16 protein-coding genes are annotated in these 17392 nt (G+C 71.9%); 10 read left to right on the forward strand and 6 right to left on the reverse strand.

Features of this window, described 5'->3' with window-relative positions; translation table 11 throughout:
- Positions 1–39: 39 nt before the first annotated feature.
- The 3 genes from ACQRWP_RS33350 to ACQRWP_RS33360 are packed head-to-tail and all read right to left on the reverse strand — an operon-like array spanning position 40 to position 4313.
- The gene (locus ACQRWP_RS33350; protein WP_430500089.1) at positions 40–1260 is read right to left on the reverse strand and encodes a hypothetical protein; all 1221 of its coding nucleotides are present in this window, start codon (positions 1258–1260) and stop codon (positions 40–42) included.
- Entirely contained in the window at positions 1250–2575 is a 1326-nt protein-coding gene (locus ACQRWP_RS33355) for an MFS transporter (RefSeq protein WP_430500090.1), read from the reverse strand. Before ACQRWP_RS33355 ends, ACQRWP_RS33350 begins: the two co-directional genes overlap by 11 nt.
- Positions 2565–4313: a carbamoyltransferase N-terminal domain-containing protein gene (locus tag ACQRWP_RS33360; protein ID WP_430500091.1), complete on the reverse strand. Its 1749-nt coding sequence runs from the start codon at positions 4311–4313 to the stop codon at positions 2565–2567. Before ACQRWP_RS33360 ends, ACQRWP_RS33355 begins: the two co-directional genes overlap by 11 nt.
- A gap of 725 nt (positions 4314–5038) precedes the next feature.
- Between ACQRWP_RS33360 and ACQRWP_RS33365 the strand changes: the two genes are divergently transcribed.
- Positions 5039–5380, forward strand: coding sequence for a VOC family protein (locus ACQRWP_RS33365; RefSeq protein WP_430500092.1), 342 nt, complete (start codon positions 5039–5041; stop codon positions 5378–5380).
- Positions 5381–5468: 88 nt separating this feature from the next.
- On the opposite strand, the gene ACQRWP_RS33370 is transcribed toward ACQRWP_RS33365, so the two are convergent.
- A complete protein-coding gene (locus ACQRWP_RS33370; RefSeq protein WP_030490864.1) occupies positions 5469–5591 on the reverse strand; it encodes a 50S ribosomal protein L36 in 123 nt (40 codons plus the stop codon).
- Between the two features lie 124 nt (positions 5592–5715).
- On the opposite strand from ACQRWP_RS33370, the gene ACQRWP_RS33375 reads away from it, so the two are divergent.
- A complete protein-coding gene (locus tag ACQRWP_RS33375) occupies positions 5716–6639 on the forward strand; it encodes a lytic polysaccharide monooxygenase auxiliary activity family 9 protein (protein ID WP_430500093.1) in 924 nt (307 codons plus the stop codon).
- A 27-nt stretch (positions 6640–6666) separates the two neighbouring features.
- Here the strand turns inward: ACQRWP_RS33375 and mgrA are convergent, their stop codons facing one another.
- Positions 6667–7662: an L-glyceraldehyde 3-phosphate reductase gene (mgrA, locus tag ACQRWP_RS33380; protein ID WP_430500094.1), complete on the reverse strand. Its 996-nt coding sequence runs from the start codon at positions 7660–7662 to the stop codon at positions 6667–6669.
- A 70-nt stretch (positions 7663–7732) separates the two neighbouring features.
- Here mgrA and ACQRWP_RS33385 point away from each other — a divergent pair, with 70 nt between their 5' ends.
- The 8 genes from ACQRWP_RS33385 (at position 7733) to ACQRWP_RS33420 (ending at position 16273) form a co-directional block, all read left to right on the forward strand.
- The gene (locus ACQRWP_RS33385; protein ID WP_430500095.1) at positions 7733–8713 is read left to right on the forward strand and encodes an aldo/keto reductase; all 981 of its coding nucleotides are present in this window, start codon (positions 7733–7735) and stop codon (positions 8711–8713) included.
- Between the two features lie 5 nt (positions 8714–8718).
- Positions 8719–9216 (forward strand): hemerythrin domain-containing protein, encoded by a 498-nt coding sequence (locus tag ACQRWP_RS33390; protein WP_030331463.1) that lies wholly within the window; start codon positions 8719–8721, stop codon positions 9214–9216.
- 55 nt (positions 9217–9271) lie between these two features.
- Positions 9272–10516, forward strand: a complete 1245-nt coding sequence (locus tag ACQRWP_RS33395) for a sensor histidine kinase (protein ID WP_430500096.1) — start codon at positions 9272–9274, stop codon at positions 10514–10516.
- Complete coding sequence (locus ACQRWP_RS33400; protein ID WP_357270655.1) at positions 10513–11163, forward strand: response regulator transcription factor; 651 nt, start codon at positions 10513–10515, stop codon at positions 11161–11163. Before ACQRWP_RS33395 ends, ACQRWP_RS33400 begins: the two co-directional genes overlap by 4 nt.
- 76 nt (positions 11164–11239) lie before the next feature.
- The gene (locus ACQRWP_RS33405) at positions 11240–12307 is read left to right on the forward strand and encodes a hypothetical protein (protein ID WP_430500097.1); all 1068 of its coding nucleotides are present in this window, start codon (positions 11240–11242) and stop codon (positions 12305–12307) included.
- Between the two features lie 57 nt (positions 12308–12364).
- Positions 12365–13825, forward strand: a complete 1461-nt coding sequence (locus ACQRWP_RS33410; RefSeq protein ID WP_430500098.1) for a magnesium chelatase — start codon at positions 12365–12367, stop codon at positions 13823–13825.
- 2 nt (positions 13826–13827) lie between these two features.
- Positions 13828–15780, forward strand: a complete 1953-nt coding sequence (locus ACQRWP_RS33415; protein ID WP_430500099.1) for a VWA domain-containing protein — start codon at positions 13828–13830, stop codon at positions 15778–15780.
- A 28-nt stretch (positions 15781–15808) separates the two neighbouring features.
- Positions 15809–16273 (forward strand): hypothetical protein, encoded by a 465-nt coding sequence (locus tag ACQRWP_RS33420; protein ID WP_430500100.1) that lies wholly within the window; start codon positions 15809–15811, stop codon positions 16271–16273.
- Positions 16274–16384: 111 nt separating this feature from the next.
- Here ACQRWP_RS33420 and ACQRWP_RS33425 read toward each other — a convergent pair whose 3' ends face one another.
- Positions 16385–17392 carry a GlxA family transcriptional regulator gene (locus ACQRWP_RS33425; RefSeq protein ID WP_430500101.1) on the reverse strand — a complete coding sequence of 336 codons (1008 nt, stop codon included), beginning with the start codon at positions 17390–17392 and terminating at the stop codon, positions 16385–16387.

Raw genomic sequence — 17392 nt, forward strand, 5'->3', positions numbered from 1 at the left:
GGTGGTCGTGCGTCGGATGCGACGCGGAATGAAGGGGAATCAGCGGACGTAGGCAGCCAGGTGGCCGGTGGTGCGCTGGTCGAGGAAGCGGAGGAGCCGGGCGAACGACTCCCGCCGTCGCTCATCGGGTGTCCACAGCCACAGCTCCCGTTTGGCGACCCGGGCGCCTCGGCGGAACTTCGGAGCGAACGCCTCGAACCCGAGGCGGTAGCGGGGCACGCCGGCCCGGATGCACGACTCGACCGGCTGCCCGAACACCAGGTGGTGGTAGGCGACGCTGGTACCGGTGACGTCGTAGTCGCTGCCGTAGCCGAGGGTGCAGCAGCCGTGCCGGCCGTACATCTGCACGGTGCAGGCGAGGACTTCCGCGTCGGAGCGGCCCGCCACGGCCACCCGGATCGCCCCGGGGAGCACCGCCGCCAGGTACGCGCGGGCCGCCCGCAGCTGGGGCCGGTTCGGTGCCGCGCCGTTGCGCTCGCCGGTGCGTGCCTCAAGGTCCACGATGCGGTCGACGTGCTCGGCCAGCGGCACCTCGCGGACCTGGAGCCCGGCCCGGGTCACCTCGCGCTCGGCCAGTCGGTAGTTGCGGCGCGTCTCGGCGTTCTGCCCGTCCAGAAACGCCTGGTAGGTGGGGTAGCCGTCCAGGTGCAGCGCGGACGCGGCGGTGACCGAGCCCCGGACGAAGCCGGCGCCCTCCAGCAGGTCACGCAGCAGCTCGTCGTCGGTGTCCACGTACGGGAGGACCACCGCCCCGGCGCGGCCCTGCCGGACCAGATCCTGGAGGGTCGCCACGACCTCCCGGCCGGCCTGCCGCCGGCGGGTGACGTCGACGTCGGGGGCGGTGAACAGCGGACTGCGGTCGTAGGTGCGGACGACGAGGGGCTCTCCGACGGTCGTGGTGAGCCAGCCCGCGAGATCGCCCGACTCCGGAGCGGCCGGGCCGAGCGCGCCGAGCAGGGCCCGGTGCTCGGCGCGGATCCGGGTCGCGTCGTCGTCCGGGGTGAGCCGGAGGAACTGTTCCTCGGTGAGGAGTTTCCACGGGTGGCTGAACAGGCCCGTCCCGGCCACGGCGGTGACCGCGTGGATCGCGGCCACCGGCCCCCGGTCGTCGTCGGCGGTGACCAGCACCGCGGTGCCCGGCTCCAGCCGTTCGCGGAACAGCAGGTAGCCGTGGGCCGCGTCGGGTTCGGCGTCGGCGGCCAGCCGGGCCCAGGTCTCCTCGTCGACGGCGCCGATGCCGTCGGTCACGTCAGTCGCCATGCCGGATGGACCGTTCCTTCCGAGTCGTCGTGTCCGCGAGGGCCTGCACCTCGGACATCTGAGCCGCGGTGCGCAGCGGAGAGGCGTACAGCAGCAGCGAGGAGACGGTGAGCGAGACGGCCACCACCCAGACGGCCGTGGTCGCTCCGGCCAGGTCGGCCAACACCCCGCCGATCAGCGCCCCGACCGGCAGCGAACCGAAGGCCGCGATGCGGTAGCTCGCGGTCACCGCGCCGAGCAGGACGGGAGGGGGGACCTGCTGCCGCACGGTGACCGCCAGGACGTTGTAGACCGCCAGAGCGGCCCCGTTGATCACGAAGCCGGCCCCGAGCAGCACGGTCGCCGTGCCGGCCGTGGCGAGCGCGGGCACCAGCAGCAACCCGAGCGCGGCTACCGTGATCGAGACGGTCAGCGCCCGGCCGAGGTGCAGTCGGGCCCCGACCCGCCCGGCGACGAGGGAGCCGACCAGCGCCCCGACGCTGCCGAGCCCGATGACCAGGCCGATCAGGCCACCGGAGAGGCCGAGGGTGCGCACGCCGTACACCAGGAAGACCGTCGCGAAGGCCTGCTCGTGCAGGTTGAACAGCGCCGACTGCACGCACAGGTCCCGGATCGGTCGGCTCCGCCAGACGTAGGCCAGCCCCGCCCGGATCGTCGGCGCGTCGCCCCGGTCGGTCGCCGGCCGCAGCGCCCGAGCGGGGAGGGCGGCCATCGCCATCGCCGCCGCGCAGAACAGTGCCCCGGTGACCACAGCGGCCCAGGAGGCGCCGGCGGACTGCACGATGAATCCCGCCGCCGCCGGCCCGGCCATCTGGGTCACCGACGTGGTGGCCTGCAACAGACCGTTGCCGGCGACCAGCCGGTCGCCGTCCAGCAACCGGGGCGCGGTGACCTGGGACCCGATGTCGTGCAGCACCGCTGCCGAGCCGATGAGGAACGCGCCCACCAGCAGCGCCGTGAAGACCAGACGGTCGGTGGCGGCCAGGACCCCGATGCCGAACAGCACGACGCCGCGCGCCGCGTTGCCGGTGACCAGGATCCAGCGCAGCGAGGTACGGGCGGTCCAGGTGCCCACCAGCAGGGAGAACGCCAGCACCGGCACGAACTGGGCCGCGCCGACCAACCCCACCTGGGTGCCGCTGCCGGCCAGCAACGTCACGACCAGCAGGGGCAGCGCGAAGGCGGTGATCTGGTGTGCCGACCTGGCGGCCAGGTCGCCCAGCCAGAGGGTACGGAAGGCCGGCTCCCGCAGCGGGGGGCGCGCTGGCGCGCCGGCGTCCGTACCCTCCGGCAGGCGCCGGATGTCAGCTGACACCGGTGCCGGTGACGCTCGCTGACGCGTCCGACGAGGTGACTCTGCGGTACAGCGCGTTCTCGCTCCAGATGAGGTCGACCTGGCCCCACTCCATCGCCGACACCACGTCGGGGAAGAAGCTGCGGCCGTTGTAGTTCGCGCTGGTGTTGCAGAGCACCGGGATTCCGCTCCACTTGTGGTACTCGCGCAGGACGGCCGCCAGCATCGGGTTGTCCTCGGCGCTGACCGTCTGCAAGCGGGCGGTCCCGTCGAGGTGGATCGCCGCCGGGATCCGGTCCACCCAGTCGGGGCGCACCCGGTGGTCGAAGAGCATGTACGGGTCCGGGGTGCCGGGGTCGAAGACCGTCGGCGCCTGATCGGTCAGGCAGATCGGTGCGACCGGCCGGAAACTCTCCCGACGCTTCATCCGGTTGAGCTCGTCCTTCATCGCCGGGTCAACCGCCGGAGCGAGGATGCTGCGCGCCCCGAGCGCGCGAGGGCCCAGCTCGGCGCGGCTGTGCAGGACCACCACCGGCTTACCGGTGCGGTGCAGCAGCCGGGCCAGCTCCTCCGGTCGACAGGGCGCCACCGTCCAGCCGGCCGGAACGTGCGAGTTGTGCACGAGGTCGGGGCCGGCGAAGACGTTCCACGAGATCGGCGTCAGCCGCTGCTCTCCGCTGACCAGGATGGCGCCGGTGCCGACGGACGAACCCGAGTCGTCCGGGAAGGGCGGCACCCACATCTCCCGGATGGCCTTGTGTGCCCGCATGGCGCTGTTCCACTTGATGTTCAGGGCGCAGCCGCCGGCGAAGCAGAGGTTCCAGGGACCGTCGCCCTTCCAGGACTCGGCCTTGGCCACGAGTCGCTCGACGAGCAGTTCCTCGATGAACTCGTGCACGCTGGCGAGCACGTCGTCGTCGGAGACGCCCAGTTGGTCGGTGCGCCGACGGACGTCCTCCAGATAGGCGTGGACGTAGGCGTGGGAGGGCTCGCCGGTGCTGCCGCAGCCGATGATCTCCTCCCGGTACTTGCGGACGGCCGGGCTGTTGGCCTCGAAGTGCTCGTGGAACAGCTCCCCGAGGACCTGCTTGATCGGCTCCCGGGCGGTGCCGAAGGCGATGTAGGCCATCAGCTTCCCGGCCACCGAGAGGTCGTCGACGTTGCGGGACAGCTTGTCGCGGCGGTACGGCCCGAAGTGCTGCGAGGCCATCGAGTAGAAGTGCCCGATCAGCGGGAAGACCTCGCCGCCGGGCTCGACGCGGCCGTCCTTGTCCACCGAGTAGAGCCGGGGGAAGCAACCGCCGTCCCAGACGAGGACGAGGCTCGGCTCGCCCCGTCGGGCGAAGGGGCTGGTGCTGTACGCGGCGGCGAGGTGGCTCGCCACGTGCACGTGGCTGACGTACGGGACTGTGGCGTCGCCGATGGGCAACTCGCCACGGTGGCCCGGCTGTGCCGGATTCGGCACCAGCTCGGTCTCCCGGTAGGGCGCCAGGCGGACGTCGACCGGGCTGCCGTTGTTGAGCCGGTGGGCCTGCCCGTGGACGGCGCCGTCCCAGCCGTCCAGTGCCCACTGGTCGACGTCGGAGACCTTGTACCCGAAATCGCCCAGGATCCGGGCGATCAACGTGAGATCGTCCACGTCGCTGTATCGACGGTTGTTCTCCAGCTTCTGCGCCTCGACGTTGAACTCCAACACGTCGTCGTGGAACAGGGCAACGCCCCCGCTCTGTGTGAGCTTTACTCCGCACGTAATACGCATAGCTGCTTCCCCCCGTTTTCGGCGACTTAAAAGTCCTATCGATGTTCCGCCGGCAAGTCAACCCCTCGCTCATTGCCGACATCGATCAGGGGTCCCTCCGCCTGAGGATAGGGAAGTGGCGTTCCTCGATGTGGCTAGTCGCCTGCGTCGGGCCAGGAAGGGTTGCCGAGAGCCCTCTCCGAGATACCGCAATGCCTATCGGTGTAGTGGGATATGGAATTTCCGTCATCTGAAATTCGCGCGTTACGAGTTGGTAACTTAGCGCTGTCGGCTGCCAGGGTTGGCGTCGAGCCCGATCGCCACCTACGGCGCACAGGACGGCATATCAGCAGCTCAGCATGGCTGTGATGTGCATGGGGGATTAATGAGTGGCAATGAGGCCAGTTGGCGTCTATCTTCGACCGGGGGAGCTGCGCCGTCCGCGAGCCCCCCGGTGGACGAAGCGGATCTTGAGCGATGGATACGCGATATCCTGCAATCGACGCATCCACTCCGACTCGGCTCGGAACTGCGTCGCGCCGAGCGCGTCGCGAGAGCCAGATTCTCCGACCCGACAATTGCCCAAGCGGTCCATCGAGCCGTTGCGGCAACAATGAACAGGCGTGATTGAGCGGCCATCATCAGGCACACGCCACCTGCGGGTTCGGGTCAAGAAAAGCACTCACGGAACAGGGCGGCTTTTCTCATTACCCGGGCCGGTCGGTCCATACCCCTAACATGGCCCGATGGCCATAGATCTCTTCGCGGGTATCCCCGTCCACAACTACGGCTCGGCAGCGGCCTGGTACGAGCAGCTCCTCGGCACCCCGCCGACGTTCCTGCCCAACGACACCGAGGCGGTGTGGGAGCTCGCCGAGCACCGGTACGTCTTCATCGAGGTGCGGCCCGAACACGCCGGGCACGCCCTGCACACAGTCTTCGTCGACGACTTCGACGCTCGCCTCGCCCAGATCGCCAAGCGCGGCCTGGAGCCGGCCGAGCGCGAGACCTACGACAACGGCGTGCGCAAGGCCATCTTCCGGGACCCGGACGGCAACGAGATCGGTTTCGGCGGCGCGCCCGCCTGACCGGGGCGCGAGGCCCGCCACACGCAAAACGCCCCGACCGGATGACCCGGTCAGGGCGTTGGCGACTAGATGTCCGGTAAGGGCTCGATCAGCCCTGGCGGCTCTTCCACTGCGGGTTGGCGCGGTTCACCACGACCACCCGGCCGCGACGGCGGACCACCACCGAACCCGGCTTCTGCTTCAGTGCACGCAACGAGCTACGTACCTTCATCTCTGCCTCCTCGGTGCAAGCGGTTCCGAGTATCGAAACGCCGCACCCACCCGCCAGATTCCCGGCCGGTCGGCGTCGAACCTTTGCCGTGTCCCGGCCGTACCACTGGGCGGAGGTCATCCTCATGCCCGTACGCCGGCTCCTCGCCACGGTGCTGGTCGCTGCCGCGACAGTGCCCCTGGCCGCCACACCCGCAGCCGCCCACGGCGCCCCGACCGACCCGATCAGCCGCGCGCCGGCCTGCGGCCCCGAGGGCCGGCACGCGGCCACCAGCGCCTGCCGGGCGGCGATCCAGGCCGGCGCGGCCGTCCGCGAATGGGACAACGTACGCGTTTCCACGATCAACGGGCGAGATCGGGAACGGATCCCGGACGGTGAGCTGTGCAGCGGCGGACTGTCCGCGTACCGGGGACTGGACCTGCCCCGCACCGACTGGCCCAGCACCACGCTGACCACCGGCGCGAAGTTCACCTTCCGGTACCGGACCACCATCGAGCACCGGGGCACCTTCCGGCTCTACGTCACCACGCCCGACTACGACCCCCGCAAGAAGCTGACCTGGGCGGATCTGGAGTCGCGTCCGTTTCTGACGCTGACCGATCCGCCGGTGCGGGCCGGGGCGTACCAGTTGGCGGGTCGGTTGCCGGCGGGCCGCAGCGGCCGACACCTGATCTACACGATCTGGCAGAACTCCAACACGCCGGACACCTACTACTCCTGCTCGGACGTGGTGTTCCGGGGTGCCAAGGCCACCGCCACCCCGGCAAAGGCCGCCGCGACGAAGAGCGCGGCGGCTGCTCCGCGTACCGCCGCGAGTGGGCCGGCCACCACGGAGCCGGCGGTGGCGGCGGCGGCCGACCCGGGCGTGCCGGTGGCGTCGGTGACCAACCTCGGCGACCGGTGGCCGGTGCTGGCCGGTGCCGCCGCCGTGCTGGTCCTGGCGCTGCTGCTGATCGGTGCCGGACGGCGACGTCGCAGCGCCGCCGCGCCGGTGGGACGGCAGTGCGAGGTGCGCAACCACCGAGCCGGGCGGCGCCGGATCTGGTGACCCGACCCGCCCGGGACCCGACGGCGTTCAGCCCAGGTGGCGCTCGATCTCGGCCAGCTCGTCGGCCGTGAAGTCGAGGTTGTCCAGCGCGGCGATGTTCGTCTCCAACTGCTCGACGCTGCTCGCCCCGATGATCAGGCTGGTCATCCGCGGGTCACGCAGCGCCCAGGCCAGTGCGAGCTGAGCGAGGGACTGGCCGCGCCGCTCGGCGACCGCGCCGAGCCCACGGATGGTGGCCATCTTCTCCTCGCTGAGGTCGCTCTCGTTGAGGAAGACGCTGGTGCGAACCCGCGAGTCGGCCGGAATGCCACCCAGGTAGCGGTCGGTCAGCAGGCCCTGGGCCAACGGGCTGTACGCGATGCAGCCCGCGCCGACCTGCTCCAGCGTGTCGAGCAGGCCGTCGGACTCGGTCCAGCGGTTGAGCATCGAGTACGACGGCTGGTTGATCAGCAGCGGCGTACCCAGCTCGCGCAGGATCGCGGCGGCCCGCGTGGTCTGCTCCGAGTTGTAGTTCGAGATGCCGACGTAGAGCGCCTTACCGGAGCGGACGATGCCGTCGAGCGCCCCCATCGTCTCCTCGAGGGGGGTGTCCGGGTCGAACCGGTGCGAGTAGAAGATGTCGACGTAGTCCAGCCCCATCCGGCCCAGCGACTGGTCCAGCGACGAGATCAGGTTCTTGCGCGAGCCCCACTCGCCGTACGGGCCGGGCCACATCAGGTACCCGGCCTTGCTGGAGATGACCAACTCGTCGCGGTACGGCTTCAGGTCGGTGGCGAGCATCCGGCCGAAGTTCTCCTCCGCCGAACCGGGCGGCGGGCCGTAGTTGTTGGCCAGGTCGAAGTGGGTGACACCCAGGTCGAAGGCGCGGCGCACGATGTCGCGCTGCCGTTCGAACGGGCGGTCCGGACCGAAGTTGTGCCACAGCCCGAGTGAGACGGCGGGCAGCCGCAGGCCACTGCGTCCGCTGCGCCGGTAGGTCATGGTGTCGTAGCGGTCATCCGCGGCGAGGTAGGTCACGATCATGAGCCTAGCTCCGGCCCAGCGTGACGCGGATCGGGCGTGGAAACCGGGACATCGGGGTAGTTTCGACGCCATGCGTTTCATTGCGCTCGACACCCCCAAACCGCTGTCCAAGATCGGATTGGGCACCTGGCAGTTCGGCTCCCGGGAATGGGGGTACGGCCCGGACTTCGAGCGGCAGGCGGCGCAGATCGTCCGGCGGGCCGTCGAACTGGGCGTGACGGTCTTCGACAGCGCGGAGATCTACGGCTTCGGACGCAGCGAACGCATCCTCGGCGCGGCCCTCGGCGACGACCGGCCGAAGGTCGTGGTCGCCAGCAAGATCCTGCCGGTGCTGCCGGTGGCCGCCGTGGTGCAGCAGCGGGCGGTCGCCTCGGCGGCCCGGCTCGGCGTCACCAGCATCGACCTCTACCAGGTGCACCAGCCCAACCCGCTGGTCGCCGACCACACCACAATGCGCGGCATGCGGACCCTGCAGGACGTCGGGCTGGTCGGCGAGGTCGGCGTGAGCAACTACGGGCTGCGCCGCTGGCAGGTCGCCGAAGCGGCGCTCGGCCGGCGGGTGCTCAGCAACCAGGTCCGCTACAGCATGCTGGACCGCGCACCCGAGCAGGACCTGCTGCCGTACGCGCGGCAGGCCGGTCGGGTGGTCATCGCGTACAGCCCGCTGGCGCAGGGCTTCCTCTCCGGCCGCTACGACGCCAAGAACCCGCCCACCGGCGCGGTCCGGCGTGCAAACCCGTACTTCCTGCCGGAGAACCTGGAGCGCGGCGCGGCCCTGATCGACACCCTGCGCCAGGTCGCCGACGCCTACGACGCCACCCCCAGCCAGATCGCGCTGGCGTACCTGCTGCGCCACCCGAACGTGCTCGCCATCCCCGGCGCGTCCGGGGTCGAGCAGATGGAACGCAACGCCGCTTCCGCCGACATCGACCTCGCCGACGACGAGTACACGGCGCTGGCCGAGGCCGCGAAACGCTTCCGCCCGATCACCGGCCTCGCCGCCATGCCGGCGATGCTGCGTGCCCGGTTCGGCAACCCAACCGGAAAGTGAGCACAGTGGACGACATCACCGCGCTGATCCTGGACGACCACGCCGCCTTCCGGCGTGGCTTCGCCCGCCTCGACGACGCCCGCGACGAGCAGGAGATGCTCGCCATCTGGGACGCCCTCGCCCTGCACCTGGACATCCACGCCGAGGCGGAAGAGGCGATCCTCTACCCGCACCTGGTCAAGCACGGCGACGACGGCGAGGACGAGACCGCCGACGCGATCGGCGACCACAACAAGATCCGCGACGCCATCGCCGAGGCGAAGCTGCACCCGGTCGGCTCGGACCAGTGGTGGGAGGCGGTCGGCACCGCCCGCCGGGAGAACAGCGAACACCTGGCCGAGGAGGAGGACGAGGCACTGCCCGACTTCCGCCGGCACGCCAGCACCGAACTCCGCGCCGAGCTGGGCCAACGCTGGCTGACCTTCTACGGCGAGCACAAGAACGGTCGCAACCTTCCGTTCCGCGACAAGGACCCGCAGCAGTACGTCGCCGACCACCGCTGAGATCTCCCCGGCGCGGGGGAGTCGCCGGGACCCGTCCGGACAGCAGAATGACGAGGTGACCCTCCGAGCGGCGCTGGCCCCGCTGGTCGCCGGCACCACCTGGCGACGCGGCGTGTTCCTGCTGCTCGGCGGCGTGCTGGCGCTGCCGTACGGGCTGCTCGCGGTGACCTTCGCCCAACTGCTCGCCGACTCGGCGATCCCGCGCCCGCTGGTCTACATCCTGCTGGTCATCGCCGTGCTGATCGCCGTCGTCCCGTTGCTGGTGGACGGCAGCCGGGCCTTGGAGATCGCCGCCGTGCGGGCCCTGCTCGGCGTCGACCTGCCCGAACCCGCGCCCGGGCACCACTGCGACCGGGAGACCCGGCTGCGCAGCGCGCTCTGGATCGCCACCCACCTCATCGTCGGCGCGCTGGTGATGATCGCGCTGTTCAGCGCCCTGCCGATGGCGCTGGCGTTCATCGCCCAACAGTTCGGCATCGGCGCCGAGCTGACCAGCCGGGAACAGTTCGGGCCGCTGGACGGGCGGGACAGCGGCTGGCTGACCCTTACCGGGGTGCTTCTGCTGGTCGGCCTCGGCTACGCCGTCGCCGGGCTCGGCGCGCTCGCCGGATCCATGGCACCGGTGCTGCTCGGCCCGGCCCAGGCCGAGCGGATCGCCGCCCTCGAAGCACGGGCCGCCCGGCTCGCCGAACGCAACCGGCTGGCCCGGGAGCTGCACGACTCGGTCGGTCACGCGCTGACCGTGGCCACCCTCCAGGCCGGGGCCGCCCGCGAGGTCCTCGACACCGACCCCGAGTTCGTCCGGCGGGCGCTCACCGCCATCGAGGACGTCGGGCGGAACGCGATGGACGACCTCGACCACGTGCTCGGGCTGCTCCGGGAGAACGGACGCGACCGGCCCGTTGCGGCGCCGCAGCGTACCCTCGCCGACCTGGACCGGTTGGTCACCGACGCCCGCGCGGCCGGCCTGGCCGTGCACGCGCAACGCGCCGGCGACCCGACCCGGGTTCCCGCGGTGGTCTCCCGGGAGGGCTACCGGATCGTCCAGGAAGGACTGACCAACGCGGCCCGGCACGGCCACGGGCCGGTGACGGTACGCCTGGACCTGCACAGCGACGCGCTGGAACTGGAGCTGGTCAACGCGGTGCGCCACCCCGACCGGGCCCATCGGGGGCGGGGCGGTCGAGGCCTGGACGGCATGCGGGAACGGGTGCTGCTGCTCGGCGGTCGGCTCACCGTGGGCCCGGACGGCGACCGGTGGCTGATCCGGGCCCGTCTGCCGTACGAGGAGACGACATGACCACCGGAGTGCTGATCGTCGACGACGACGAGCTGATCCGGGTAGGGCTGCGAGCCATCATCGACGCCCAACCCGACCTGCACGTGCTCGCCGAGGCCGCCGACGGCGCCGAGGTGCCGCCGCTGGTCGCCCGGCACCGGCCCGACGTGGTGCTGATGGACGTGCGGATGCCCGGCATCGACGGCATCCAGGCCACCCGGCACCTGCTGGCCACCTCCGCCGACCCGCCCCGGGTGCTGGTGGTCACCACGTTCGCCAACGACGAGTACGTCTACGAGGCTCTGCGCGCCGGCGCCTCGGGGTTCCTGCTCAAACGGGCCCGGCCCGCCGAGGTGGTGGAGGCGGTCCGGGTGGTCGCGGCCGGCGAGTCGCTGCTCTTCCCGGCCGCGATCCGCCAACTGGTCGGGGCGTACGGGCCGGCGGGCGGCGACCGGTTGAGCGCCGCCCGGCTCACCGAGCGGGAGGCCGAGGTGCTGCGGTTGATGACCACCGGCCGGTCCAACCCGGAGATCGCCGCGCACCTGGTGGTGGGGGTGGAGACGGTCAAGACGCACGTCGGAAACGTGCTGGCCAAGCTGGGCGTCCGCGACCGTACGCAGGCGGTCATCGCCGCCTACGAGTCCGGCTTCGTCACCCCGTCCGGCTGATCGGTCCCTCCAGCGGGGGAGCGGGTTCACCGCCGGCCGGGAGGGAATCCGGCGGCTGTCCGTCGAGGCTGAGAGCATGACAACGATCACTGCCTCCCCACCCCGTACCGACTCACGCTGGCCGGACCGGCTCGCCCCACTGGCCGCCGGCTGGCTCGGCCTGTGGGGCGTGCTCGCCCTGATCGGCACCCTCACCGGCGCCGGCTACCCGTTCGGCCCGAACGAACGGCGCGGTGGTGACGACAACCTGCTGCACCTGGTGCCGGTGGATCTGGCCACCCCTCTCTTCGCCGGCGTACTCCTGACCGCGGCGGTGGTCGCGCTGGCCATGACCCGGCCGTCCGGCCGCCCGCCCGGCCCGCTGCGGGCGCTGCTCGTCGGTTACGGCTGGGCGGTGGCGTTAGTGCTCGCAGTGGTCGTCCCGGACACGCGCGTGCTGGTGATCCTCGGTTACCTGCCGATACTGATCATCGGGGCGCCGTTCGGCTGGCCGCCGGTGGACTACGCCGATGTCTTCACCTGGGCGCTGTTCGCCCGGTTCGCCGCGCTGGCCGGCGGGCTGCTGCTGGCCGGGGCGGTGCTCGCCTGGCAGCGTCGTACCGCCGGGGCCTGCGTGGGTTGCGGCCGTGGCGGCACCGACCGAGGGTGGACCACCCCGGCCGCCGCCGCGCGCTGGGGCCGGTGGGCCGTGGGCATCGCGGCGGTCATCCCGCTGATGTACGCGCTGACCCGGTTCGCCTGGGCGGTCGGCATCCCGTTCGGCATCTCCCGGGAGTTCCTGACCGAGCTGCAGGACACTGGGCTGGTGTGGGCCGGGCTCGGGCTGGGCGCGTTCGCCACCGTTGGCTCGATCCTCACCCTCGGGCTGGTGCAGCGCTGGGGCGAGCGGTTCCCGCGCTGGATGATCGGCCTCGCCGGCCGGCGGGTGCCGGTGAAGCTGGCCGTGGTGCCGGCCACCCTGGTCGCCATCGCGGTGACCGCAGCCAGCCTCGGGATGATCGGCCAACCGGAATTCTGGACGGGGATCGACCTGGCCGGGATCCCACAGCGGCTCTGGCCGGTGTGGGGCGTGGCGCTCGGAGCGGCCACCTACGCGTACCACCTGCGCCGCCGCGGCACCTGCCGGCGTTGCGACCGGGGCTGAGGGTGGCAGCGGGGGTGCCCCCTGATGCCCGGGGCGCCCCTGCGAATGTGAGCTAGCGTGGGTCGGGTGACTGCGCCTACCCCGGTAATCCCGGTTCCACCGGCCGACCTGCCCGGCACGCTCGGCGCGCTACGGGCGGCCGGTCACCAGTACCGCACCGTCAAGCAGGAACTCCGCGACAACCTCCTCGCCCGGATGCGTTCCGGGGAGACCCGTTTCCCCGGCATCGTCGGCTACGACGACACCGTGCTGCCCGAGGTCGAGCGGGCCCTGCTCGCCGGGCACGACATGGTGCTGCTCGGCGAGCGCGGCCAGGGCAAGACCCGGCTGATCCGCTCACTGGGCGCGTTGCTCGACGAGTGGACCCCCGTTCTGCCCGGCTCGGTGCTCAACGAGCACCCGATGCACCCGCTCACCCCGGCGTCCCGCGCCCAGGTCGCCGAGGCCGGCGACGAGCTGCCGATCGGCTGGCTGCACCGCTCGATGCGGTACGGCGAGAAGTTGGCCACCCCGGACACCAGCGTCGGCGACCTGATCGGTGACGTCGACCCGATCCGCATCGCCCAGGGTCGTACCCTCGGCGACCCGGAGACCATCCACTTCGGGTTGGTGCCGCGCACCAACCGGGGCATCTTCGCCGTCAACGAGCTGCCCGACCTGGCCGAGCGAATCCAGGTGGCGCTGCTCAACGTGCTGGAGGAGCGGGACATCCAGGTTCGCGGCTACCAGCTACGCCTGCCACTGGACCTGCTCCTGGTGGCCAGCGCCAACCCGGAGGACTACACCAACCGGGGCCGGATCATCACTCCCCTCAAGGACCGGTTCGGCGCGGAGATCCGCACCCACTACCCGGTCGACCTGGAGCTGGAGCTGGCGCTGATCCGCCAGGAGGCCGACCTGGTCGCCGAGGTGCCGGAGCACGTGCTGGAGGTGCTGGCCCGCTTCGCCCGCGCCGTCCGGGAGTCACCGTCGGTGGACCCGCGCTCCGGTGTCTCCGCCCGATTCGCCATCGCCGCCGCCGAGACGGTCGCCGGTGCCGCGCTGCGTCGCGCCGGTCTGCTCGCCGTCTCCGACACCCCGGACGGGCGCCCCGAGGCCGCCGTTGCCCGCGTCGGTGACGCGGTGTCGGTGACCAGCACGCTGCGCGGCAAGGTCGAGTTCGAGAGCGGCGAGGAGGGCCGGGAGACCGAGATCCTCGCGCACCTGTTGCGTACCGCGACCGCCGAGACGTTCCGGGCCCACCTCGCCGGGCTGGACCTGTCCGGGTTCACCGCCCTGGTCGAGGAGGGCGCCGCGATCGAGACCGGTGAGTTGGTCAGCGCCGCCGAGCTGCTGCGCCAGGTCGGCACCGTACCCGGGTTGGCGAAGGTCCTGGACCGGCTCGACCTGGGCGACGCGCCCACCTCGGAGGAGGCTGCCGCCGCCGTCGAGTTCGTGCTGGAAGGGCTGCACCTGACCCGCCGGCTCGGCAAGGACGTCACCGACTCGGGGCGCACCGTCTACGGCGGCCGGGGCTGACCGTGGCCGGCAACCGGTTCCGTTACGGGCAGTGGAACGGCGGGCCCGACCCGCTCGCACCCCCGTACGACGTGCGCGAGGCGGTGGACGCGGTCGGTGCCGAGGTGCTGGCCGGCGGCAGCCTGCGGGAGGCGCTGCGTGACCTGTTGCGCCGTGGCCCGCAGGGACGGGGTGGCCTGGACGACCTGGCCGCCCGGGCTCGGCGGCTGCGCCGGGAGGCGCTGCGCAGGGGCGACCTGGACGGCGCGGTGACCCGCGCCCAGGCCCTGCTCGACCAGGCACTCGCCGCCGAGCGCGACGAGCTGCGGGGTCGCGACGACGACGCCGCGCGGTTCGCCGAGGCGGTGCTGGACAATCTGCCCCGTTCGACGGCGCGGGCGGTGGAGGAGCTGTCCGGCTACCAGTGGGCCAGCGACGACGCCCGCCGCTCGTACCAGCAGATCCTCGACCAACTCCGCGACGACGTGCTCGGTCAGCGCTTCGCCGGGCTGCGCGACGCGGTGCGCGCCTCCGCCGATCCGGCCGCCCAGCAGCGGCTCGCCGAGATGATGGGCGACCTGAACGACCTGCTCGCCCGGCACGGTCGCGCGGAGGACACCACCGACGCGTTCGCCGAGTTCATGCGCCGACACGGCGACTTCTTCCCGGAGAAGCCGGAGAACGTCGACGAGTTGATCGACGTGCTGGCCCGCCGGGCGGCGGCCGGTGAGCGGCTGATGAACTCGCTCTCCGAGCGGCAGCGCGCCGAGCTGGCCGGCCTCATGCAGCAGTCGCTCGGCGACCGCCTCGCCGGGGAGTTGTCCGCGCTCGACGCGAACCTGCGGGCGCTGCGACCCGATCTGCGCTGGGGGCGGGGCGAGCGGGTCCGCGGCGACCAGCCGTTGGACTACGCCGACGCGGCCGGCGCGCTGGGTGAGATCGGTGACCTGGACGACCTGCTGGACCAGCTCGACCAGGAACACCCGGGGGCGACCCTCGACGACGTGGACGTCGACGCGGTGGCGCGCACGCTGGGCCGGGACGCGGCCGACGACGTTCGCCGGCTGCGCGATCTGGAGCGGGAGCTGCGCCGCCAGGGTTGGGTGAGCCGGGACGCGGAGGGGCTCACGCTGAGCCCGAAGGCGCTGCGCCGGCTCGGCGGGACCGCGCTGCGGCAGGTCTTCGCGGAGCTGACCGCCGGGCCGCGCGGCCAGCACGACCTGCGCTCGGCCGGCGCGGCGGGCGAGGTCAGCGGCGCGTCCAGGCCCTGGCAGTACGGCGATGAGCAACCGTTGGACGTGGTCCGCACGTTGACCCGGGCGGTCAGTCGGGCCGGGCCGACGGTCCCGGTGCAGCTCGCGGTGGACGACTTCGAGGTGGTGGAGACCGAGAGACGGGCCTCGGCCGCGGTGGTGCTCTGCGTCGACCTGTCGTACTCGATGATCTCTCAGGGTCGTTGGGGGCCGATGAAGCAGACGGCGCTGGCGCTGGCACACCTGATGGAGACGCGCTTCCCGCAGGACGCCCTCCAGATCGTGGGCTTCGGCCGGGAGGCGATGACGCTCACCCAGCAGGAGTTGGCGGCCGTGGAGCCGGACATGGAGCAGGGCACCAACCTCCAGCACGCGCTGCGGTTGGCGGGCCGGCACCTGCGCCGACACCCGGACGCCGAGCCGATCGTGCTGGTGGTCACCGACGGCGAGCCGACCGCGCACCTGGACCCGGACGACGGAGAGGCGCTGTTCCACTGGCCGCCGCTGCCGGAGACGATCGAGGCGACGGTCCGCGAGGCGGACCGGTTGAGCCGCTACGGCGCCACGCTCAACCTGTTCATGCTCGGCGACGACCCGGGCCTGCGACGCTTCGTCGACGCGGTGGCCCGCCGCAGCCGAGGCCGCATGTTCACCCCGGACACCGACGACCTGGGCGAGTACGTGGTCAGCGACTACCTCCGCTCCCGCCAATCCCGCCGCTAACCCCCGCCGCGGCGGGTTGACTGGGGGGATGGAGAGCGGGGGATTGCGGCGGGCTTACGGTGCCCTGTTCGCGGAGGTCGACGCTGGCGGGTTCGGTCCGGCTCCGGAGGGGCAGCTCAGTGCCGAGCAGATCGTCGCGCATCTGGTCGCCAACGACGAGCTGATGATCCAGGCCACCGAGGCGTTGCTGGCCGGGTCGCCGTTCGCCTACTACGAGTTGGAAGAGGACATGCACCGCCCCCAGCTCGACGCGCTCGCCGCCGAGCAGGGTGGTCTGCGTGGCCTGACCGCGCTGTTGCACGGCACCAGCGACCGGCTGTGCGGCCTGGTCGACCAGCTCGGCCTGGCAGCGGAGACCCCGGTCGAGACGCACCTACGCGAGGGCTTCGACCTCATCGTCGAGGAGCCGCTGCCCTGGTCCCGCACCCTGGACCTGCACACCCGGGTACACCTGCCCAAGCACCAGTCCCAACTGCACCAGCTCCGCCCGTGAGCCGCGCTGTCCGGCCCCAGCCCTCGTCGATCTTGCACTTTCCGTCTCGACAAAAATAGACGTAAGGGACTTTCGGGCAACCCTAAGTGCAAGATCGGCGAGGGCTGGGGATCAGGTTTCGACCAGGGCGGAGCGGGGGTGGAAGGTGCGGCGGTAGGTGGACGGGGCCACGCCGATGCGTTGGTGGAGTTGCTGGCGTAGGGCGGCGGTGGTGCCGAAACCGCAGCGGTGGGCGATCTGGTCGACGGTGAGCTCGGTCGTCTCCAGCAGCAGTCTCGCGTGGTCGGTGCGCTGTTGCAGCAGCCACTGGGCCGGGCTCAGGCCGGTCTCCGACCGGAAGCGTCGGGTGAAGGTGCGCACGCTCATCCGCGCCTGCTCGGCCAGGTCGCGCAGCGCGATCGGCTCGTGCAGCCGCTGCCGCGCCCACTCCCGGGCGCCCGCCGTGCTGGTGTCGGTCGCCTTCGGCACCGGCTGCTCGATGTACTGCGCCTGACCGCCGTCGCGCCACGGTGGCATCACGCAGCGGCGGGCCGCTCGGTTGGCCACCTCGCTGCCGTGGTCGAGGCGGATGACGTGCAGGCAGAGGTCGATGCCGGCGGCGACTCCGGCCGAGGTGAGCACCCGGTCGTCGGCGATGAAGAGCACGCCCGGGTCGAGGTCCACCCGGGGGTGCAGGTGGCGGAACCGCTCGGCGTACGCCCAGTGGGTGGTCGCCCGCCGCCCGTCGAGGAGCCCGGCGGCGGCGAGCACGAACGCCCCGGTGCAGATCGACATGATCCGGGCACCCCGCTCGTACGCCGCGCGCAGCGCCCCGGTCACCTCCGGCTCGACGACGCCCGAGGTCAACGCGGTGCCGTCGTGGATGCCGGGGACGATCACCGTGTCGGCGGTGTCGAGCAGCTCCAGACCGTGGTCGGGGACCACCTGGAAGCCGGCGGTGCTGCGCACCGGCTGCCCGCCCGGGGTGCACACCCGGACGTCGTAGAAGGGTGTCCCGTCGGCGGCCCGGGCGGTGCTGAAGACCTGGGACGGGGTGCCGAGGTCCAGGCCAACCACCTGGTGCAGAGCGAGTACGGCGATCCGGTGCGGGCGAGCGCTCATGGCCCGATTATTGCGCAT

Source organism: Micromonospora trifolii, assembly GCF_050516465.1.
Classification (GTDB): domain Bacteria; phylum Actinomycetota; class Actinomycetes; order Mycobacteriales; family Micromonosporaceae; genus Micromonospora; species Micromonospora trifolii.